The 21,416-nt window shown below is 73.4% G+C and carries 12 protein-coding genes; 2 read left to right on the forward strand and 10 right to left on the reverse strand.

Annotation, left to right across the window (positions count from 1 at the left end; all coding sequences use genetic code 11):
• Positions 1–112: 112 nt before the first annotated feature.
• The 4 genes from AMK27_RS10995 to AMK27_RS11010 form a co-directional block, all read right to left on the reverse strand.
• A complete protein-coding gene (locus tag AMK27_RS10995) occupies positions 113–3,616 on the reverse strand; it encodes a non-ribosomal peptide synthetase (RefSeq protein WP_073905077.1) in 3,504 nt (1,167 codons plus the stop codon).
• On the reverse strand, positions 3,613–9,405 hold the full coding sequence (locus tag AMK27_RS11000; RefSeq protein ID WP_073905079.1) for a non-ribosomal peptide synthetase/MFS transporter: 5,793 nt from the start codon (positions 9,403–9,405) through the stop codon (positions 3,613–3,615). Before AMK27_RS11000 ends, AMK27_RS10995 begins: the two co-directional genes overlap by 4 nt.
• A 101-nt stretch (positions 9,406–9,506) precedes the next feature.
• Positions 9,507–12,773, reverse strand: a complete 3,267-nt coding sequence (locus AMK27_RS11005) for a non-ribosomal peptide synthetase (protein ID WP_073905080.1) — start codon at positions 12,771–12,773, stop codon at positions 9,507–9,509.
• 466 nt (positions 12,774–13,239) lie between these two features.
• Complete coding sequence (locus tag AMK27_RS11010; protein ID WP_241847416.1) at positions 13,240–14,763, reverse strand: MFS transporter; 1,524 nt, start codon at positions 14,761–14,763, stop codon at positions 13,240–13,242.
• 209 nt (positions 14,764–14,972) lie between these two features.
• Between AMK27_RS11010 and AMK27_RS11015 the strand changes: the two genes are divergently transcribed.
• Positions 14,973–16,037, forward strand: a complete 1,065-nt coding sequence (locus AMK27_RS11015) for a right-handed parallel beta-helix repeat-containing protein (protein WP_073905083.1) — start codon at positions 14,973–14,975, stop codon at positions 16,035–16,037.
• Between the two features lie 52 nt (positions 16,038–16,089).
• The gene (locus tag AMK27_RS11020; protein WP_073905085.1) at positions 16,090–17,139 is read left to right on the forward strand and encodes a methyltransferase; all 1,050 of its coding nucleotides are present in this window, start codon (positions 16,090–16,092) and stop codon (positions 17,137–17,139) included.
• An 81-nt stretch (positions 17,140–17,220) separates the two neighbouring features.
• Here AMK27_RS11020 and AMK27_RS11025 read toward each other — a convergent pair whose 3' ends face one another.
• Genes AMK27_RS11025 through AMK27_RS11050 form a run of 6 tightly spaced genes read right to left on the reverse strand, consistent with a single transcriptional unit; the run spans position 17,221 to position 21,354 of the window.
• Positions 17,221–17,553 carry a TcmI family type II polyketide cyclase gene (locus tag AMK27_RS11025; protein WP_073905086.1) on the reverse strand — a complete coding sequence of 111 codons (333 nt, stop codon included), beginning with the start codon at positions 17,551–17,553 and terminating at the stop codon, positions 17,221–17,223.
• 54 nt (positions 17,554–17,607) lie between these two features.
• The gene (locus AMK27_RS11030; RefSeq protein ID WP_073905101.1) at positions 17,608–18,087 is read right to left on the reverse strand and encodes an SRPBCC family protein; all 480 of its coding nucleotides are present in this window, start codon (positions 18,085–18,087) and stop codon (positions 17,608–17,610) included.
• A 2-nt stretch (positions 18,088–18,089) separates the two neighbouring features.
• Positions 18,090–18,350: an acyl carrier protein gene (locus AMK27_RS11035; protein ID WP_073905103.1), complete on the reverse strand. Its 261-nt coding sequence runs from the start codon at positions 18,348–18,350 to the stop codon at positions 18,090–18,092.
• Between the two features lie 24 nt (positions 18,351–18,374).
• Positions 18,375–19,622, reverse strand: coding sequence for a ketosynthase chain-length factor (locus tag AMK27_RS11040; protein ID WP_073905104.1), 1,248 nt, complete (start codon positions 19,620–19,622; stop codon positions 18,375–18,377).
• The gene (locus AMK27_RS11045) at positions 19,619–20,887 is read right to left on the reverse strand and encodes a beta-ketoacyl-[acyl-carrier-protein] synthase family protein (RefSeq protein WP_073905106.1); all 1,269 of its coding nucleotides are present in this window, start codon (positions 20,885–20,887) and stop codon (positions 19,619–19,621) included. Before AMK27_RS11045 ends, AMK27_RS11040 begins: the two co-directional genes overlap by 4 nt.
• Complete coding sequence (locus AMK27_RS11050) at positions 20,884–21,354, reverse strand: cupin domain-containing protein (protein WP_073905107.1); 471 nt, start codon at positions 21,352–21,354, stop codon at positions 20,884–20,886. Before AMK27_RS11050 ends, AMK27_RS11045 begins: the two co-directional genes overlap by 4 nt.
• Positions 21,355–21,416 lie beyond the last annotated feature (62 nt).

Below are 21,416 nucleotides of genomic sequence, written 5' to 3' on the forward strand. Positions count from 1 at the left end.
GGGGTGGGGTGGGGCGGGGCGGCGTGGGATCCGGTGGGGTGTTGCGGAGGGCGGACAGCCGGGCGGACTCTGCCGCCCGGCTGCTCCGCCGCCCGTCCGCCGGCGTCGGCGGTCAGTCCAGCCGACCGGCGGCCTCCTCCTCGCTGAGGGCGTCGATCTCGGCGATCAGGAGCGCCTCCACCCGGGCCGCCAGGGCTGCCGGCGTGGGGCTCTCGAAGACATCGCGGATCGACATGTCGAGGCCGACGTCGGCCCGTATGCGGGCGGCGACCCGGGTGACCAGGAGGGAGTCCCCGCCGAGGGCGAGGAAGTCGTCGTGTACGCCCACCTTCGGCACGCCGAGCACCTCCTGCCAGAGGCCGACCACCAGCGCCTCCGCCTCGGTGCGGGGCGCCAGATACCCGTCGGCCGTGCCCGCCGGCTCCGGGTCGGGCAGGGCCGCGGCGTCGAGCTTGCCGTTGACGGTGAGCGGGAGGGTGTCGAGCACGACGACGGTGTCCGGCACCATGTACGCGGGCAGGCGCAGCGCCAGGTGCTCACGGAGTTCGCCCGCCTCCGGTACGGCCGCGACCCCTGCCACGGTGGCCGGGCGCGGGACGGCGTAGGCGATCAGCCTGCGGCCGTCGCGGACCAGCACGGCCGCACGGCCGACAGCCGGGTGGGCGGAGAGGGCGGCCTCGATCTCGGCGGGCTCGATCCGGTACCCGCGGACCTTCACCTGGTCGTCGCCGCGGCCCAGGAACTCCAGCTGCCCGTCGGCCCGCCACCGCACGCGGTCCCCGGTGCGGTACATCCGGGCGCCCGGCGCGGTGTCGAACGGATCCGGCAGGAAGGCGTCCGCCGTCAGTTCGGGCCGGGCCAGGTAGCCGCGCGCCAGACCGCGGCCGCCGATGTTCAGCTCGCCCTCGGAACCGGCGGGCAGCAGTCCGCCGCGCTCGTCCAGGACGTAGAGCCGCACACCCGGCAGCGGACGGCCGAGCGGCGGGCGCCGCTCGGCGGCGGGTCCGTCGACGGGGCTGCCGCCGAGGTCGCCCGCGGTCACGATGACGGCGGCCTCGGTCGGGCCGTAGGTGTTGACCAGCCGCACGGTGTCGCCGTGCCGCTCCCGCCACTGGGCGAGGGTCACGGCCCGAGCCTCGGAGCCGCCGAGGATCACCAGGCGCAGCGCCGGCGGCCAGGGCGCCTGGTCTCCGAGCGCGACCAGTTCCTGCCAGTACGCGGTCGGCAGGTCGAGTACGGTGACCGACCGCCCCTCCTCGCCGCGCAGCAGGTCGGGCAGGGTGCGGCCGCCGCCGGGCAGCAGGACGACGCAGGCGCCCGCGGTCAGGGCGGGCCAGATCTCCTCGGCGTGGGTGTCGAACCCGATGGAGGCGAACTGGACGATCCGGTCGCCCGGCCCGAGCCCGTAGCCGTCCGGTCCTGCCATCCACCGGACGCGCTCGGCCAGAGCCGCGTGCTCGACGGCGACGCCCTTGGGGACGCCGGTGGAGCCCGAGGTGTAGAGGACGTAGGCGAGCCCGTTCGGCGCGGTCCCGGGCGGCGTCGCGGCCTCCGCGGTCCCCGTACTCCCGGACTCGACGCCGACGGCTCCTGCCGGTCCGGTTCCGGAGTCCGGACCGGCCCCGGAGCCCGGACCGGCGAGGGCCGGCGCCGGGGCACCCTGCTCGATGAGGCCCGATCCCGTGACACCTGGCTCGGCGACGCCCGACCCCGTGACACCTGGCTCGGCGACGCCCGATCCCGGGGCACCCGGCTCGGCGACGCCCGATCCCGGGGCGCCCCGCTCGGCCCCGACCGGCTCCGGGACGCTCAGCTCGGGGACACCCCACTCCCCGGGACCCGCGTCTGAGACATCCGAGTCCGGGACACCCGGGTCCTGGAGCCCCGGCTCCGTACGGCCGCCCCCGATGAGCACCAGAGCGGCGTCCGCCTCACCGAGCATCAGCCGTTGGCGCTCGGCCGGGTGCGCGGGGTCGAGCGGCAGGTAGCCGGCGCCGGCCTTCCAGACTGCCAGCAGGGCGGTGACCAGTGCGAAGGAGGGGGCGATGCGGACGCCCACCGTACGGCCGCCCACTTCGGGACCCAGCCGCCGGGCCAACGCGTCGGAAGCGCGGTCGAGTTCCCCGTACGTGAGGACCTTCCCCGCGCATTCCAGCGCGGGAGCGTCGGGGCGGGCGGCGACCTGCTCGGCGAAACCGCGCAGGATCGGCCGGGCGTCCTCGGTGACGGCGGCTCCGGAGCCGAGGGCGAGCAGCGCGGCGCGCTCCTCACCGGGCACCAGCCAGTCGCCGTGCAGCGGGACCTCCACGTCCACGACGGCTCGGTCGAGCAGGTCGCGGACCCGGCGGGCCAGGCCCTCGACCGTGGCGCGCTCGAAGAGCTCCCGGTCGAAGCAGAACGAGAGCGTCATCCCGCCGTCCGGAGTGCGCCAACTGTCCAGCAGCAGATCGGTCTTGGCCCGATCGAAACCGGAGTCCATGCTCGCCGTCCGGACGCCCGACGGCAGTCCGGACCGCTCGTCGGCACCGGCCAGCTCGTACTGGCTCTGATGGACGAACACCGCCTGGTAGAGCGGGCCGACGCCGGGCAGCACGGGCAGCCCGAGGTCGGCGGCCACCCGCTCGACCGGGACGTCCTGATGGGACAGCGCGGCCATCGTGGCGGAGCGCACCCGGCGCAGCACGGTGCGGAAGTCCGGTTCACCGGTGAGATCCGCCCGGATCACCCCGGTGCGCGAGAAGTAGCCGAGCAGGGCCTCGTGGGCGGTCTCGTTCCGGCCGGCCAGAGGGGTGCCGACGGCGAAGTCGTGGGTGCCGGTCCAGCGGGCCAGCACGCACTGGTAGGCGGCGAGCAGCACCATGAACGCGGTGCAGCGCTGCTCACGGGCCAGGGCGTCGAGACCGGCGACCAGGTCGGGCCCCAGGGCGAGTTCGGCGAAGCCGGCGGGATGGGCCGGCTCGGCGGGTCTGGGGTGGTCCAGCGGCATCCGCAGGGTGCCGACACCGGACAGGCGTCCGCTCCAGTACCGGACCGCCTCCTCGGCCGCGCCGCCGTCGAGCCGGGTCCGCTCGGCGACCGCGAAGTCCCCGAACTGGAGCTTGAGCTCCGGGAGTCCGGCGGGTCCCTCGCCGATCTCCTCGCGGTACAGCGCGAGGAGTTCACGCCACAGCACGGTGAACGACCAGCCGTCGGAGACGATGTGGTGGACCACCACGCTCAGCGCGTGCTCGTGCTCGCCGGCGCTGACGAGCACGACCCGCAGCGGCGGACGCTCGCCCAGGTCGAAGGGCGCGTTGACGAAGGGGGCGCAGGCCGCGGTGAAGGACTCCTCCGCGGGGTCCGCCACCGCGACCCGGACGATCTCGATGTCCCGTACCGGCTCGACGAGTTGAACGGGCTGGTCGCCGTCCAGGGCGAACCGGGTGCGCAGCACGCGGTGCCGGGCGGTGAGCCGGGTGAGTGCCGTGCTCAGCGCCCGCGGGTCGATCGGGCCGGACCAGCGCCGGTTCAGGTACATGTTGAACCCGGCGTCCTGCGGGTTCAGTTGCTGGAGGAACCAGAGGCGGCGCTGCTCGTCTGTCAGCGGATGGCGGGCGACCGGGGTCGGGGAGGTCATGCGTTCCTCTTGCTTTCCACGCGGGCCTGCGGGGACTCGGGGCCGGCGCTCCGCGCGCGGGCCCGCAGGGTCTCCAGGCCGATCAGATCGTCGGACTCGGCGTCCGGGACTTCCAGGTCGAAGCGGGCCAGGACGGGGATGCAGAAGCTGACGAGCACCAGAACGGCCATGGCGAGGCCGAACACGAGGTAGAGCAGGCCGATCCCGCGCCCGTCGCCGGTGCCGATCAGCGCGCCGACGCTGGAGGCCAGCGCGCCGCCCTCGTCCATCAGGGGCTGGAGCAGCCCGGGGCCCGCCGGGGCGACCAGGGCGAAGCCGAGGGGGAGGGTGGACCAGGCGACCATGGTGTTCACCGCGATCACGCGGCCGTGGAAGCGCATCGGCACCTTGGTCTGGACGACCGTCGCGTAGATCCCGTTGAGCAGCGCGAGCCCGTACGTCATGCCGAACGCGCCGACGGCGACCACGGCCACCGAGGGCCGCAGCCCGGTCACGGCGCAGGCGGCGGCGAGCCCGAGGGTGGCGAACAGGACGCCGCGCAGGCGCATCCGGCGCGGGCCGCCCCAGACGAGCAGGGTGAGGCCGCCGAGGACCGCGCCGAGGCCGGCCGCGGTGGAGACCCAGCCCGCCGCGGCGGTCGTGGAGAAGGACAGCACCAGCGGGGTGACGAGCAGGAAGAGCGGGGAGAGGAAGATGTTCAGCACCGCGAACCAGAACAGCATGGCCCTGAAGGAGCGGCTTCCCAGTGCCCGTCGGAAGCCCGCCCTGATCTCGGCGCCGACGCTCTCGCGGCGGGTGGCGGCCATCGCGTCGGGGAAGCGCACCAGCAGGGTGACGCCGGTGGCGATCAGATAGCTGACGACGTCGAAGACCAGGATGCCGCCGAGGCCGATCAGGTGCAGGATGCCGACCGCGATCAGCGGAACGAGGAACTGGGCCAGGCCGAGCGCCATCTGGACCACGCCGTTGGCGCGGCCGAGGTAGCGCTTGGGGACCAGCTGCGGCACCGCCGAGCCCCAGGCGACGCGCTGGAAGGCGAGCGCGGCGGAGAGCAGGGAGATCGTCACGTAGGCGTGCCAGATCTCCAGCGTGCCGGTGAGGTGGAGCACGAGCAGGGCCGCCTGGGTGAGGCCGGCCGCGACGTCGCCCCAGAGCATCACCTTGCGCCGGTCTCCGCGGTCGACGATGGCGCCGGCCAGCGGAGCGACCACGATGCCCGGCACCAGGCCGAAGGCGGCGAGCAGACCGAGGTGGAACAGCGAGCCGGACTGCAGGTAGACCCAGATCGGCAGCGCGAACTCGGTGAGGGCCGAGCCGATCATGGAGAGCTGCTGGCCGGTGGCGATGGTCAGGAAGCGGCCCATGGTCGGGCGGACGGGACGGCGTGCGCGGTCCTTGCGGGAGCTTTCCCGCGCACCGGGCTTCTCCTGCGCACCGGGCGTCCCAGATGCCCGAGGAGTCCCGGATGCCCCGGGCGTCCCGGAGCGGCTCCCCGCCCCGGGCTGCCCGGTCTCCGGGCCCAGGTCGGGTTCCTTCCCGGCGACGCCGTGGGACAGGCCGGCCAGCCACCAGGTGGCGTCCTCGGTGCGTTCGTGCCGCGCCTCCTCGCCGGCGGCGATCGAGCGGTGCACCCCCGTCAGGATGTCGGCCAGCTCCTCGGCGCGGTACTTGAGGAAGAAGTGCCCGGCCTCGTCCAGGACCACCACGGCGGCGGTGCCGGTGATCCGGTGCCACTCGCGGAACCGCTCCTCGTAGAACTCGGTCGCCGGATCGCGGTCGCCGCAGACGGCGATCACCGGAGCCGTGATCGTGCCGCCCTCGCTCTCGTACAGCTCGCCGAAGTAGCGCTCGGCACCCTGGGTGCCGACCCGGCGGTTGCGCACGATCAGCCGCAGCTGCTCCTCGTCGACCTCGTCCACGTCGAGCCCCGCGGCGGCCAGCGCGTTGATCATGCCCTGGTCGCTGCGCAGCCGGGCGGACAGCTCGGCGAAACGCTCGGCCAGGGCGGCGCCGCGGCCCTTCGGACGGGCGAACGGGAAGATGCCTCCGAGGTGGACGGCGTCGATCTCGCGGCCGGCTGCCTCCACCCGGCGGGCGATCTCCACGGTCAGCCGGACACCGACCCCGCAGTGCCCGTAGAGGACCAGCGGCCCCGCCACGTTCGCGACGATCTCCTCCGCGCAGAGCCGGGCGACCTCGTCGATGTCCATCGCCTCCTCGCCCAGCTCGTGGCCGGGCACGGCGATGGAGTGCAGCGCCCAGTCCGCGGGCATGGCGTCGGCGAGCGGCTTGTAGATCAGTGCGCTGCCGCCGCCGTACGGGGCGCAGACCACGCTGGCGGCCACCTCGCGGCGCTCGGGGGTGAGCAGGTGCAGCAGCCGGCGCGGCCCGCGTTCGCCCTCGGGGGCGGAGACCAGTGCGGCCAGCCGACGGACGGTCGGGTACGTGAAGAGGTCCATCACGCCGACCGGGGTGGCGAGTTCGGGGAAGGCCCGCCGCATCCGGGCGACCACCTGGGTGGCGAGCAGGGAGTGGCCGCCGAGCTCGAAGAAGTCGTCCAGCGCGCCGACCCGGGGGAGATCGAGCAGCTCCGCCCACATCGCGGCGATCACCTCCTCGGTCGCGCCCTCGGGGTCGACCCCGGCGCCGGCCGGCGGCCCGTCCACGGGCGCGGGCAGCGCCTTCCGGTCGACCTTGCCGTGGGCGAGCAGCGGCAGCCGTTCGAGGACCACGTAGCGGGCCGGGACCATGTAGTCCGGCAGGACCTCGGCCAGGGTGGCCCGCAGTTCGGCGGTGGCCGGCGGCTCGCCGCCGGCGGGCCGCTCCAGGTACGCGACGAGGTTCTGCCTGACGCCCTCGCCCCGGGCCAGGACCACCGCCTGGGTGATGCCTGGCAGCGCGGTGAGCGCGGCCTCGATCTCGCCGGGCTCGACCCGGTAGCCGCGGACCTTGATCTGGTCGTCGCCGCGGCCGAGGTAGTCCAGTGTCCCGTCGTTCCGCCAGCGCGCCAGGTCGCCCGTACGGTACATCCGGGGGCCGTCGGCTCCCGGGGCGTCCCGGCCGGTGCCGGACGCTTCGGCCCCGTACGGCTCCGTGCCCGCGGGGTCGGCCCCGTGCGGTGTCCCGCCCGCCGGGCCGGCGTACGGATCGGGCAGGAACCGCTCGGCCGTCAGGTCCGGCCGCCCGAGGTAGCCGCGGGCCAGCCGGTCCCCGCCCAGGTACAGCTCACCGGTGACACCCGGCGGAACGGGGTTGCGGGCCTCGTCGAGCACGTAGCAGCGCGCACCGGCCAGCGGGGTGCCGATCGGGGTGCTGCCCGGTACGTCCAGGCCTTCGGCGGTGACTTCGTGGACGGTGATCCCCACCGTCGCCTCGGTCGGCCCGTAGTGGTTGAACACCGCGCACCGGCCCAGCGCCGCGATGCCCGCCGCCCAGGACCGGCTGCTCGCCTCCCCGCCGAGCACCAGCGCACGGCGCGGCAGCAGTCGCGCGAGGGGTGCGTCGGCGGTCAGGGCAGCGAGGTGGGAGGGCGTCATCTTCAGGTAGTCGATGCCGGCCCGTTCGATCTCCGCGGCCAGCTCCACGCCCGCGATCCGCCTCGGCAGCAGGTGCACCCGGCCGCCGGTCGTGAGCGCCAGGTAGAGCATGGTCATGCTGAAGTCGAAGGAGAGCGACTGCAGCAGCCCGAAGGAGGCCCCGGGCTCGATCCGCAGCCGCTCGCCCACGCCCGTGAGGTAGTTGAGGAACTGGCGGTGCTGCACCGCGACGCCCTTGGGCGTGCCGGTGGACCCGGACGTGTAGATCACGTACGCCAGGTGGTCGGCGCCGGAGACCTCCGCCAGGGGAGCCTCGTCCTCCTGCCTCGCCTCCGCCGCATCGGTGCCGCTATCGGTGCCGTCGCCGGTGCCGTCGTCGGTCAGGAGGTCGATCGCCGGGTGGTCGCCGAACCGCGCCCGCAGCGCGGTGTCGGTGACGAGGACCTTGGCGCCGGAGTCGCCGACCAGGTGGGCGAGGCGTGCGGGGGGCTGCTCGGGGTCGAGCGGCAGGTAGCCGCCACCGGCCTTGAGGACGGCGACCAGGGCGACCGCCAGTTCGGGGGACTGCTCCAGGCAGACCGCCACCCGGTCGTCCGGGGCCACGCCCAGCGCCCGGAGGCGCCGGGCCAGGGAGTCGGCGCGGCGGTCGAGGTCGCCGTAGGTCAGCGTGCGGTCCTCGAAGACCAGCGCCGGCCTATCCGGTGTCCGGGCCGCCGTCCGGGCCAGTGCCTCGGTGAGCGTGGCCGGGCCGCCGTCCGGCAGCGGGGGACCGGCGGCCCAGGTCTCGAGCACCGCCGTCCGCTCGGCCTCGCCGAGCATCGGTATCAGGTCGACCGGCAGCCCGGGATCGGCGACGGCGGCCGCGGTGAGCAGCTCGAACCGTTCGGCGATGCGCTCGACGGTGCCGGCGTCGAAGAGGTCGGTGCGATAGGTGAACAGGCCGTAGAGGCCGCCGTCCGACTCCTCGCGCATGTAGAGGGCGAGGTCGGCGTGGGTGGTGGTGGCCTCGTAGCCGAAGCCCTCGGAGTCCAGGCCGGCGGGCCCGGCGGCCGGGACGGCGGCCCGGTCGCCGTAGTTCTGGAAGGCGAAGGTGGTCTGGAAGACGGCGGCGCGGCTGACGTCGCGTTCCACCGCGAGATCGCTGACCATCTGCTCGAAGGGGACCTCCTGGTGCGCGTACGCGTCGAGCGTGGTCTCGCGGACCCGGCTGATCAGCTGTCCGAACTCGAGGTCGGCGGAGAGCCGGGCTCGGATCGGCAGCATGTTGACGAACGCCCCCACCACGTTCTCGAGTTCACGGTGGAGACGGCCGGCGACGGCGGATCCGACGGCGAAGTCGCGCCGGCCGCTGTGCCGGCCGAGCAGGGCCTGGAACGAGGCCATCAGCACCATGTACGTGGAGGCGCCGTAGGCCCGCGCCACCTCGTTGATCCGGTGGGCGAGCTCGGCGCTCCAGCGGAACTCGGTCGCGGCCCCGTCGAAGGTGAGCAGCGGCGGCCGGGGCCGGTCGGAAGGCAGCTCCAGGGCCGGGACGCCGTCGAGTTCGGTGCGCCAGTACGCACGCGAGGCGGCGAGCTGCCCGTTCTCCAGACGGTCCCGCTGCCATGCCGCGTAGTCGCCGAACTGCACCTCAAGTGGCGGAAGTTCACCTGGCAGGCCGTCCGCGTGGTGGGCGTACCGGACGTCCAGCTCGCGGTTGAGGAGGTCGATCGACCAGCCGTCGCTGATGATGTGGTGCATCACCAGGGCGAGGACGTGGTCGTCGGCCGCGATGCGGACGACCAGGGCGCGCAAGAGCGGGCCGGTTCGGAGGTCGAAGGGTTCCGCGATCACCTCGCCGAGTGCGGCGGCGGCACGCGCCTCGGGGTCCGGATCCGCGCGGGCGTCCAGGTACCGGGCGGCGAACGGCGCCGGCTCGGCGACCTCGACCTCGGCGGTGCCGGCCTCGGTGGTGTGGAAGGTCATCCGCAGGCTCTCGTGCCGGGCCACCAGGTCGGTCAGCGCGGCGTCGAGCGCGGCGCGGTCCAGCCGCCCCCGGAACCGGCGGGCCGGTGCCAGCGTGTAGGCGGTGGAGCCGGGAGTGAACTGGTCCATGAACCAGAGCCGTTCCTGACCGCTGGAGAGCGGCGGTGCGGTGTCCGCCGGGCGGGGGTCCACGGCCCGGGCGGGGGCTGCGGCGCCGCGCAGCCGCTGGCTGAGCAGGGCGCGCTTGGCTGGGGACCAGCCGGTGGGCAGGTCCTGGGTATCCGTCATCGGGTTCCTGTTCGGGCGTTCGGTGAGGAGTCGAGGGGGTGCGGACGCGGCGGGGTCCGGGTACGGCCGGGAGGGCCGTACCCGGTGAACCGGGGGAGGCGCTAGCGGAGTTCGCGGACGGCGGCGGCGATGCCGGCCGGGGTCGGGACGTCGAAGAAGACGTCGAAGTCGACCTCCACGCCGAGCGCGTCCCGGATCCTGGCGGCGATCTGGACCACGGTCAGGGAGTGTCCGCCGAGGTCGAACAGGTCGTCCTCGGGACCGACGTCGGGGAGTCCCAGCACCTCGGCCCAGATCCGGCGGACCGTCGCGGTCGTCTCGTCGGTGCCGGTGCCGGTGCCGGTGCCGGTGCCGGTACCAGTACCGGTGGCGGCACCGGCGTGCGGCGCCGGGACCTCGCGGGGCGGTACGGGCAGGGCCCGCCGGTCCAGCTTGCCGTTGGGGGTGAGCGGCAGGCTCTCCAGGATGAGCCAGCGCTGCGGCGCCATCGCGGCAGGCAGCGTGCGCAGCAGGTGGTCGCGCAGTTCGGCGGGGACGGGCGGCCGTGCTCCGGCGGCCGGGACCAGGTAGCCGGCCAGGAAGGGCTCGCCGTCCTCCTCGGCGCGGACGGCGACGGCGGCCTGGGCCAGGGCCGGGTGTTCGAGGAGGGCGGACTCGATCTCGCCGAGTTCGATCCGGTGACCGCGGATCTTGACCTGGTCGTCGATCCGGCCGAGGAAGTCGAGTTCGCCGTCGGGCGTCCACACGGCCTGGTCCCCGGTGCGGTAGAGCCGGGTGCCGGGCGGTCCGAACGGGTTCGGCACGAAGCGTTCGTTCGTCAGCTCGGGGCGGCCGAGGTAGCCGTGGGCGACGCCGTCCCCGCCGATCAGCAGCTCTCCGGGAATGCCGAGCGGGGTGGGGCGCAACTGCTCGTCGACGACGTAGATCTGGGTGTTGGCGATCGGGCGGCCGATCCCGACCCGTCGGGGTGCGGCGGGAAGCTCGGCGCAGGTGGACCAGATGGTGGTCTCGGTGGGCCCGTACACGTTGAACAGCCGGGCGGTCCGCGCCCGCAGCTCGCGGGCGAGCGGCAGCGGAAGCGCCTCGCCGCCGGCCAGGCCCGTGACGGTGCCGAGCGCGTCGACACCGGTCCCCGCCGTGAGCATGACCCGCCAGCCGGACGGGGTGGCCTGGACGTGGGTGACCCCTTCGCCGCGGATCAGCCCGAGCAGCCCGGGGCCGTCCACGGCGAGACCGTCCGGGGCCAGGACCAGGCGGCCGCCGGTGATCAGCGGCAGGTAGAGCTCCAGCGCGGAGATGTCGAAGGAGAGCGAGGTCAGACCGAGCCAGGCGTGTCCGGCGCCGGAGTCGAGCCGGTCGGCGAAGGAGGTGAGCAGGTTGACCAGGGCCCGGTGGCCGACGGCGACGCCCTTGGGGCGGCCCGTGGAGCCGGAGGTGTAGAGGACGTAGGCCACGTCGCCCGGCCCGGGGGCGGTGCCGTGGGCGCCGTCGGGGAGGGGGCCGGAGACGGCTCCGGGGGCGGCGTCGGCCCGGTCCCCGGCCGGTGGTGCCGGGAGCCGCAGGACCGCGGGGGCGGCAGCGGCGACCGCGGGCGCGGGCTCCCGGTCGGCGAGGACCAGAACGGCTCCGGAGTCGCGCAGGACGAGCGCGAGGCGCTCGGCCGGATAGCCGGGATCCAGCGGCAGGTACGCCGCCCCGGTGGCGAGCGTGGCGAGCAGTGCGGCGGGCAGGTCCGCGGTGCGGCTCAGGTGGAGGGCGACCAGGTCGCCGGGCCGGACGCCGCCGGTACGCAGTGTCGTGGCCAACTGTGCGGTACGAAGCATCAGTTCGCGGTAGGTGAGGTGCCGGCCCGAGGCGCTGACCGCGATGGCGTCGGGGGTGGCGGCGGCCTGGGCGCGGATCAGGTCGAGCACGGTCCGGTCGGCCGGGTAGGGCCGGTCGGTGGCGTTCGGCGCGGTGGTGACGGCCCGCAGTTCGGCGGCGTCCAGGAGCGGCAGGTCGAGGAGTCGGGAGCCGGGGGAGGCGACCGCGCCGGCGAGCAGGGTGCGGTAGTGGCCGGCGATACGACGGGCGGCGTCCGGGGCGAGCACCGACGGGTCGTACTGGAGGCTGAAGTCGAGGTCGCCGCTCCGGGCGCCGGGTCTCTCGGGGGCTTCCACGATCTGGAGGTGGAGGGTGTTGCGGGCGGTCCTGTTGTGCACTGCCCAGGAGACCCGGGCACGGGTGCCGCCGAACTCCGGGTCCGCTCCGCGCCGGCGGTAGCCGAGCGAGACCGGGGCCAGGCCGACGCGGGGGCCGAGGCCGGGGACCGCGGAGCCGAAGGGCACGCTGCGGTACGCGTATCCGGCCCGCAGTTCCGCTCTGACGGCGGCCGCGAAGTCGGCGAAGGTCTGCGACGCGTCCGCCGCGGGCGGGTGGACGGGCAGTTCGTTGACGAACATGCCTATCTCGTCGCGGAGTTCGGAAGTCCGAGTGGAGAGCGGGACCGACACCGGCACCGCTTCCCCGCCGTAGCGGCGCAGCAGCCCGTGCAGGGCCGCGAGCAGGAACTCGAAGACCGTGGTGCCGGAGAGCGCGGCCGCTGCGGCCAACTCGTCGGCCTCGGCGCCGTCGAGACGCCATTCGACGGCTTCGCCTGAGCCCGCGGATCCGGCGGAACTCGCGGGTCCGGCGGAGCCGGCGGATCCGGCAAGTCCAGTGGTCCCGGCGGACCCGGCGGAACCTCCGGCCCCGGTCGAGACGGGGCCGCGCGGTGTGCCGGGGAGCACCGGCTCGGTGGCGCCCGCCCAGCGCGGCCCGTACCACTCGGCGGCCCGCCGCACGGTGTCCGGATCCGCCGACGGCGCGGTGAGCGCCGCTGGTCCGACCGGCGGGGTGGGCGCGTTCAGGGCCGCCGATCCGTACGCGGCCGCGAGGTCGCGGGTCAGCACGTCCTTGGAGTTGCCGTCGAAGACCGCGTGGTGGGCGGTGACCAGCAGCTCGGCGCTCCCGTCGGCGCGGCGGTACAGCGTGAAGCGGCTGAGCGGTCCGGTCTCCAGGGCGAACGGGCGAGCGGCCTCCTCCTCCAGCAGTTTCTCCACATCGGCCCGGTCCTGCGGTGCCTCGCGCTGTTCCAGTACGGGCCGGTCTTCCGCGGGCTCCTGCCAGACCTGCCCGTCACGTTCCACCAGACGGGCGGCAAGGGCCGGATGGCGCCTGGTCACAGCGGTCACGGCGCGGACCAGCGCCGCGGTGTCGACCTGGTCGAAGGAGATCCGCACAGGCATGTGGAACGCCTCGCGGGCCAGTCCCAGCCGATCGGTCAGCCAGACCCCCTGCTGAGCGGGGGAGGCCGGAATGCGGTCGGTCAAGGGCAGGACTTCGGACATCGGCGGCTCACTTAGGACGTCGGAGCAGAGCGGAGGAGCAGCGCGGGGGAACGCGCGGACGCCGGCGTGGGGCACGGACTACCGCGACTCGGCGCTTCGGGCGCCAAGGGCAGCCCGCGGCACCGGGTTCGGTGACGGATACGGCCGTCGTGCGACCTGGTCCACCCCCCGGGGACCGGCCGACGGCCGTGACTGGTCGGGACCGCAGGACATGCCGGGATGCCCCGAGGCGTCTGGTATCGACGGCCCCGTCCGATGCAGACCATTGGTCCAGACCTGTCGAGAGATTCGCACACCGCCCCAGCACCGTCAAGAGCCGTCCGCTGCCCGGAATGAACCTCCATGTCCGCGCCGTGGTCAACCGACTTGCACCCAAACATCCGTGTGTATGATCGGCCCTGATGCAACGTCAACATCCGTACATCCGGGGGAACATCAGTCGAATCTCAGGTTCCGCCGGCCGCCGTCACAGGGCGGCGTCCGCCCGCGTCTCCTGACCGTGCGGACTCGCGCCCGCCTCCGGCCGCCGCTCCGCTCCGCCCGCCGGGACGCGCACCGTAGCGACGACCAGCAGGGAGCCCACCGCCCCCAGCGCCGCCGCCACGACCAGCACCGCGTTCAGACCGGACGCGAACGCCTCACGTACCAGGTGCGCCAGCTCGGCGCGCTCACCCTCGGGCCACCCGGCCACGATCGAACGGGCCTGCCCGCCGCTCAGAGCGGCGGCCGTCCCGTGCGGATCCGGAACACCGCCGTCGGCCCTGAGGACACGCTCGATCCGCGACTGGAAGATCAGGCCGAACACGGCGATCCCCAGGGCGAAGCCCAACTGGCGGAAGGTGTTGACCGCGCCGCCCACCATGCCTCCGCGCTCCGGCGGCACCGTGCCCAGGGCCGCCGCCGCCAGACTCGGGGTCACGAGCCCGACCCCCAGACCGGAGACGACGAGCCCCGCCACGATGCCACCGCCCGTCGACCCCGCGTCGAGGGTGGCCTGCATCGCGGAGCCCAGGGCGGTGAGCGCCAGCCCTCCGCCGATGGTCACCCGGGGCGACCAGGGGCCGAAGCGGCCCGCCAGCGCCGAGACGAGGAAGGACGCGGCGCACATGGGCAGGATGTACAGACCGGCTTCGACGGGCTCGTACCCCAGGACCGACTGCATCCACAGCGACGCGAACAGCAGGGACGCGAACGCGGCGCCCTGCAGGAAAAGAGCGCTGACCATGATGCCGGTGAACGACGGCCTGCGGAACAGCGACAGATCGAGAACGGGGTTCTCGTGCCTCGTCTCGACCACCACGAACAGGGCGAGGGCGACGGCCACCGTCGCGAACAGACCGAGGGTGAGGGGCGCCGTCCAGCCGTCCGAGTGGGCGCGGATCAGCCCGAACGTGAGGGCCCCGCTCGCCACCGTGAAGGTGACCACGCCGAGCACGTCCGCCCGCTGCCGCCCGGCGCCCTTGACCTCGCGCACCGAACGCAGCGTCAGCACGACGGCGACCAGGCAGACCGGCAGGTTGACGAAGAAGATCCACCGCCAGTCCAGGTACTGGGTGAGGAGCCCGCCGACCATCGGCCCGGCCGCCGCGGCGACCGAGTTGGTGGCACCCCACACGGCGAAGGCCACCCCCCGCCGCCGCCCCTCGTAGTGCGTGCCGAGCAGGGCGATCGTCGTGCCGAACATCCCGGCTGCGCCCAGTCCCTGCACCGCCCGGGCGCCGATCAGCACACCCGCGTCCGGGGCGACCGCGCACGCCACCGACGCGGCGGTGAAGACGACCAACCCGGCGAGGTACACCTTCCTGCGGCCGATCCGGTCCGCGAGGGACCCGACGCCGAGCAGCAGCGCCGCCAGCGCCAGGGCGTAGACGTCGACCACCCACTGCAGATCCGCGAGCGTGGTGCCGAGGTCCGCCGCCATCGCGGGCAGCGCCACGGTCACGATCGTGACGTCCAGCAGGAGCATGAAGGTGCCCAGACAGATCGCCACCAGAGGCCACCACACGCGCATCCGAACCCCTTACCTGCCCGCCGCCCCGGAGAATCGCCCCCGGCGGCGCCCCATGATCCACGGCGGAGCGGCATCTCCCGGCAGGACCCGCGCGCCACGCCCGTCGTGTGGACCGCAGGGAGGTATGCCTAGGTCCGCCTGGACGATCAGCGGTGGCGTGGCCGAAGACCCGCTCATAGCTTCGCCGTATGACCAGACGACAGATCGCCTACCTGGCGTGCACCGTGACCCTCGTGGTCTCGGGGATGGGGGCCGCCGTTCCGGCGGCCGGCCACCTGACGGTGCACCGGGTCAAGCCCGGCGAATCGATCCAGAAAGCAGTGGACGCCGCGAAGCCCGGGGACACGATCGTCCTCTCCCCGGGCACCTACCGTGAGAGCGTCCGCATCACCACGTCGAACCTGACCCTGCGGGGCTCGACCGTCTTCCCCACCGTCCTCGTGCCCGGCAAGGCCGCCGCCGGCGACACCTGCGCCGCGGCCGGCCACGGTGTCTGTGTGACCGGCACCGCCGACCGGCCGGTGGAGGGCGTCACCGTGCGCTCGCTGAAGCTCCAGGGCTTCACCAAGAACGGGCTGTGGGCCTCGCGGACCGACCGGCTGAAGATCCACCGGGTCACCGCGGAGAAGAACGGCAACTGGGGCATCGCCCTGGAGCGGTCCGTACGCAGCGTGCTGACGCACAACGTCGCCCGCGACAACGCCGACGCCGGTCTCTTCGTCTCCAACACCACCGACACGGAGTCGGGCGCCGTCGACGCCCGGGGGACGGTGATCAGCCACAACCGCGTCTCCGGCAACAGGATCGGCGTCACCGTGCGGCGCCTGCGGAACCTCACCGTCGAACGCAACGAGGCGACGGGCAACTGCGCCGCCGTGTTCGTGGTGGGCGACGAGTCCACCCCCCGCGCCGGGGCGATGACCCTGCGCCGCAACAACATCCACGACAACAGCAAGCACTGCCCCAAGACCCCCCGACTGCCCTTCCTGCAGGGCTCGGGCATCGTCCTCACCGGCGCCGAGGAGACGCTGGTGGCGGAGAACAGGATCGTGGACAACGTCGGTGCCTCGCCGCTCTCGGGCGGCATCGTGCTCTTCAAGAGCTTCGTGGGCGCACTCAACGAGCGCAACGAGATCCGCGACAACGTCGTACTCCGCAACGGCTCGGCCGACCTCGCCAACCGCGACACCGGCAAGGGCAACACCTTCCGGGGCAACACCTGCGGGGTCTCGGAGCCCGCGGGCATGTGCTGACGGCCGGCTCCGCTTCCCCACCCATGGCACCACTGCACAGACAAGGCGACAGATGACGACTGTTGATCCGGTTTCCCCGACTGTCGACCCGGCTCCTCCGCCGCCCATGCGGCTCAGGGAGCTCGTGTTCGGGGCGGCCCGCGCCGCCGCCGTCCGCGCGGCCGTCCGCCTCGGTGTGGCGGACGCCCTGGACGACACGCCCATGACCGTGGAGGACCTGGCGACCGCGGTGCGGACCGAGCCGCGGACCCTGCGCCGCCTGCTGCGCGCACTGTCCTGCCAGGGCGTCTTCACGGAGAACGCCGACGGCACCTTCGCCCACACGGAGATGTCCCGCCTGCTGCGCGAGGACGACCCGCACAGCCTGCGGTACATCGCCCTGTGGTGCACCGAGCCGTGGACCTGGGACGTGTGGCCGAAGCTCGACGAGGCCGTGCGCTCCGGCCGCAACGCCTTCGAGGACGTGTACGGGAAGGAGTTCTTCACGTACCTCAACGAGGAGGCGCCCGAGTCCGCGTACGTCTTCAACCGGGCCATGACCACGTCGAGCCAGCAGTCCGCCCGGGACGTCGCCGACCTGCTCGACCTGCGGGGAGCCGCCTCCGTCGCCGACATCGGAGGCGGTCAGGGGCACGTCCTGGCGAGTCTGCTGGAGCGGCACCCCACCCTGCACGGCACGCTGCTCGACCTCCCCGGGGTCGTGGGGAACGCCGACCCGCGCCTGCGGGACGGCGGCGCGCTGAGCTCCCGGGTCCGTGTCGTGGCCGGCGACTGCCGCGAGGACATCCCGGTCCAGGCGGACGTGTACATCATCAAGAACATCCTGGAGTGGGACGACGACAGCACCCGCAGGGCGCTCGCCAACGTCCGCGCGGCGGCGCGCCCCGGCGCCCGGGTCGTCGTGATCGAGAACCTCGTGGACGACACGCCGTCGATGAGGTTCACGACCGCGATGGACCTGCTGCTGCTCCTCAACGTCGGCGGTGCGAAGCACACCCGGCAGAGCATGGTCGACCGGCTCACGGACGCGGGCCTCCTGATCGGCGAGATCCGGCCGGTCAACGCGTACCTCCACGCCTTCGAGTGCACCGTCCCCGGCTGACCGGCACGAACGAGGGAAACCCGAGGCCGCCCGCTCCGCGTCGATCGCGGGGCGGGCGGCCTCGGGTGTGCTCACGGGAGATCAGGAACCGGCGTCCCGCTCCCAGCTGTAGAAGCACTGCGCCATGGCGTCCTTGGGGCCACGCCACGTCTCCGGGTCGTACGCGCTGACGAACGCCGACAGCTTCTCGCTCGCGTCCCGGAACTCGGGGTGCCCGGTCAGTTTCGCGATGGCCGGAGCCGGGTCCTGCTCCGACTCGATGAGGTGCAGGTACACGTCGCCGAACTGGAACAGGCGACGACGCGTGACGCCGACCAGGTGGGGGAGTTCACCGCGGTCGGACGCGGCGAACACATCGGCGATCGCCGGCGCCGAACCGGGCGCCATGCGGGCGACGATCAGAGCGTGGTGCATAGACCTTCCTTCCAGGGAGTGCGGTGGTGCGCGGCCCGGTGGGGCCGTGTGCGGTCAGCCCGGCAGGACCGAGGCGCCCCGGCGGTCGCGGGCGACCTGCTCGATGCGGTCCCGGATGAGGGCCATCTGCGTGCGCGAGTTGCGGTTGATGTTGTCGGTCATCCAGGCGTCGTCGACCGGGGCCTCGGGCTTCATCGCGAAGTCCTGCACCCAGCGCATGTGGACCCCGGCCGGTGTCTCCTCGTACTCCCACCGGATGTCCATGTGGTCGAACGGGCCGGTCTCGACGCGGCGCGCCCGGACCGTCCGCCCGGGCCGGTCGACGGTGCGCTCCGACACCCAGCTCCAGACCTTCCCGGACTCGTCCGGGTGCATGGTCAGGCGGAAGGTCGTGGAGTTCCCCTCGCGGGAGAGCACCTCCAGGGAGGCGTACTCGCTGAAGAGGTTCGGCCAGTTCTCGATGTCGTTGGTGATGTCCCAGACGAGGTCGAGCGGCGCGTCGATGGTGATGCTGTTGTCAGTGTGACCGGACAACGTCAGACTCCCGTCTTCAGGGCGCTGTTGACCAGGCCGAGGAACTCGGCGGGCGTCTTGCAGCGCTCCGCGTCCGTCGGCAGCGCCACGCCGTGCCGGTTCTCCAGCTCACCGACGATGCCGAGCAGGCCGAGCGAGTCGACGCCGAGGGTGGCGAACGGCGCGTCCGGCGCCTTCTCCAGGTCCCGGACGTCCACGGTGACGCCGGCCGCCTGCTTCATCAGCGCGGCGAGCTCGTCGAAGGTCAGTGTGGTGGTGAGCATCTGTACTCTCCTTCCCGCCCGGTCCTACCGGGCGGTGTCGTCGCCGCGGCGCACGACCAGCGCCGCGTTGGATCCCATGAGTCCCCGGCTGAGGACCAGGGCCGTGCGCAGCTCGGCGGGGCGAGCGCGGGACATCACCAGATCGAGGTCGTGGCAGATGTCGAACACGTTGGGGGTGGGAGGGACCACGCCGCGCTCCATCGCGAAGACCGCGGCGGCGGTGTCCAGGACGGGCGCGCCGCAGTAGGCACGGCCGATGCCCGTCTTGGGCGCCGTGACGGGTACGCGGCGGCCGTGCGCCCCGAGGGCGTCGGTGATCGCCAGCGCCTCGGCGCGGTCCGCCTCCGGTACGCCCAGGGCGTCGGCGAAGACGACGTCGACCTCCTCGGGGGCGCACCCGGCCTCGTCGAGGGCGACCCGGATGGCGCGGGCGAGTCCCTCCCGGGACTCCTCCCACCGGGAGGCGCCGGTGAACGTCGCGCCGTGGCCGGCCACGACGGCCCGGACGGCCGCCCCCCGGTCGCGGGCGCGGGACTCGTCCTCCACGACGAGCATCCCGCCGCCCTCCGCCGGGACGAAGCCGCAGGCTCCCGCGGTGAAGGGCCGGTAGGCGCGATCCGGGTCCTCGACGGTGCTGAGCTCCGGGTATCCGAGCTGGCACACCATCGAGTACGGGGCGAGGGGGGCTTCCGCCGCTCCGACGACCACCGCGCCGGTCCCGCGCCGAACGGCCCGGGCCGCGTGGGCGATGCCGTCGAGGCCGCCGGCCTCGTCACTCGCGACCACACCGCAGGGACCCTTGAAGCCGCTCCGGATGGAGATCTGGCCGGTGCTCGCGGCGTAGAACCAGGCGATGGACTGGTACGGGCCGACGAACTTGGATCCCTGGCCCCAGAGCTTCTGGAGCTCGCGCTGGCCGAACTCGCCGCCGCCCGAACCGGCCGCGGTGACCACGCCGATCTCGAACGGCTCCTCGGGGTTCTCCCGGGAGAGGCCGGCGTCGTCGAGAGCGAGCTGCGCCGCCGCCATCGCGTAGTGGCTGAAGCGGTCGGTCTGGACGAGGAAACGCTCCTCGATCAGGGCGTTGGCGTCGAAGCCCCGGACCTCGCCCGCGACCTTCAGGGGCAGGTCCTGGCACCCCTCGCGGGTGATCAGGTCCAGTACGCCGACCCCTTCCCTGACGGACTTCCAGTACGCGTCGGCACGCAGTCCGTTGGGGGCGATCACACCGACGCCGGTGACGACCGCGCGCCTCAGGTGCTCAGTGCTCATCGTGTCCTCCCGCCCGTTCCCGTCAGGAGCACCGCGGACTGGAAGCCGCCGAATCCGCTGCCCACGGAGAGCACGTTCCTGAGCTTCCGGGGGCGGGCGGTGCGCGGCACGTAGTCCAGGTCGCACTCGGGGTCGGGGGTCTCGTAGTTCGCCGTCGGCGGTACCACCTGGTGCTTCAGAGCGAGCACGCAGGCAGCCACCTCGATCGCGCCGATCGCGCCCAGCGAGTGCCCCACCATGGATTTGATGGAGCTCATGGGCGTGTCGTAGGCGTGCGCGCCCAGGGACCGCTTCACGGCGGCCGTCTCGTGCCGGTCGTTCTGCCGGGTGCCCGAGCCGTGCGCGTTGACGTAGTCGATCAGCGTGGGGTCGAGCCGGGCCTGGTCGAGTGTGGAGTCGATCGCCCGGGACATCTCCAGGCCCTCACCGGTCAGACCGGTCATGTGGTACGCGTTGCCGAAGGTCGCGTACCCGCCGATCTCGCAGTAGATGTGCGCACCGCGGGCCCTGGCGTGCTCGTAGTCCTCCAGGACGAGGACGGCCGCACCCTCGCCCATGACGAAACCGTTGCGGTTGTTGTCGAAGGGCCTGGAGGCGTGCTCCGGGTCGTCGTTGTCGGGCGACGTGGCCTTGATGGCGTCGAAGCAGGCCATGGTGATCGGGGATATCGGGGAGTCCGACGCGCCCGCGATGCAGACGTCCGCCCGGCCTTCCTGGATGGTGTGGAAGGCGTAGCCGACGGCGTCGAGGCCGGAGGTGCATCCGGTGGAGACCGTCTGCACCGGGCCCCGGGCGCCGAACTGTTCGGCCACGACGGAGGCGAGGGTGCTCGGCGAGAACGCCATGTGCAGCTTGGGATCGGCCGCCCGGTGGTCCACGTCCCACCGTCGCCCGCCCTCGCTGACCAGCACGTAGTCGTGTTCGAGCCGGGTGGTGCCCCCGACTGCGCTGCCCAGGGAGACGGCGACGCGCCAGGGGTCCTCGGCGTCCGTGTCGAGTCCGGAGTCGCGGACGGCTTCCCCGGCGGCGACGACGGCGAACTGGATGTACCGGTCGGCGTGGCGGCTCAGGTCCTCGTCGAGGCCGTGCTCCGCCGGGTCGAAGTCGCACTCGGCGGCTATGCGGGAGCGCAGCCCGACCGGATCGAACAGGGTGATGCCGCGGGTCGCGGTACGGCCGGCGGAGAGGAGGTCCCAGAACGCCTTCGCTCCGGTGCCGCCCGGAGCGACCACACCGATGCCGGTGACGGCCACTCGGCGGGTCACTCGATGGCCCCGCTCCGCTCGGACACCTGACCCGGGTCGCCCACGGTCAGGTGCGGGCCCGCGGCGGCGAGCTCGGCCTCTTCGGTCTCCTCCGTGTCGACGTGGCCGAGGCTCGGCCGCGGCGCGAGCGGGCCCAGGTGGAAGACCATGCGGGCCTCCACGTCGCCCACGTTGCGGAAGCGGTGCCGCACGTCGATCGGGATCAGGAGCCCCTGATCGGACCGGAGCGCGTACGTGTCGCCGTCCAGATCCACCTCCAGCGCGCCCGAGACGACGTACACGAACTCCTCGGAGTACGGGTGGTAGTGCTCGCCGATGCGCTCGCCCGGTTGAACGATGGCCAGGCCCATGAAGCCGCTGGTGGAACCCACGGTGGCCGGCGTGAGCATGGCCCTCAGGTCACCTCCGCGCCTGCGGTTGGGTTCCGTCTCGCTCAGGTTCACGATGCGTGGACGCTGCTTGAGCATGGTTGTTACCTCCGGATGTGGCAGTGACGTGCTGGAGAGCGACGGGGGTGGAGCCGCGACTG

Origin of the sequence: Streptomyces sp. CB02009 (assembly GCF_001905825.1) — a bacterium.
GTDB lineage: Bacteria > Actinomycetota > Actinomycetes > Streptomycetales > Streptomycetaceae > Streptomyces.

Bases quoted from the DNA above. Each gene is read 5' to 3' on its own strand.
- AMK27_RS11040 (WP_073905104.1), bottom strand. From the start codon at position 19,622: ATGAGCACTGAGCACCTGAGGCGCGCGGTCGTCACCGGCGTCGGTGTG.
- AMK27_RS11050 (WP_073905107.1), bottom strand. From the start codon at position 21,354: ATGCTCAAGCAGCGTCCACGCATCGTGAACCTGAGCGAGACGGAACCC.
- AMK27_RS11035 (WP_073905103.1), bottom strand. From the start codon at position 18,350: ATGCTCACCACCACACTGACCTTCGACGAGCTCGCCGCGCTGATGAAG.
- AMK27_RS11020 (WP_073905085.1), top strand. From the start codon at position 16,090: ATGACGACTGTTGATCCGGTTTCCCCGACTGTCGACCCGGCTCCTCCG.
- AMK27_RS10995 (WP_073905077.1), bottom strand. From the start codon at position 3,616: ATGACCTCCCCGACCCCGGTCGCCCGCCATCCGCTGACAGACGAGCAG.
- AMK27_RS11000 (WP_073905079.1), bottom strand. From the start codon at position 9,405: ATGACGGATACCCAGGACCTGCCCACCGGCTGGTCCCCAGCCAAGCGC.
- AMK27_RS11005 (WP_073905080.1), bottom strand. From the start codon at position 12,773: ATGTCCGAAGTCCTGCCCTTGACCGACCGCATTCCGGCCTCCCCCGCT.
- AMK27_RS11025 (WP_073905086.1), bottom strand. From the start codon at position 17,553: ATGCACCACGCTCTGATCGTCGCCCGCATGGCGCCCGGTTCGGCGCCG.
- AMK27_RS11015 (WP_073905083.1), top strand. From the start codon at position 14,973: ATGACCAGACGACAGATCGCCTACCTGGCGTGCACCGTGACCCTCGTG.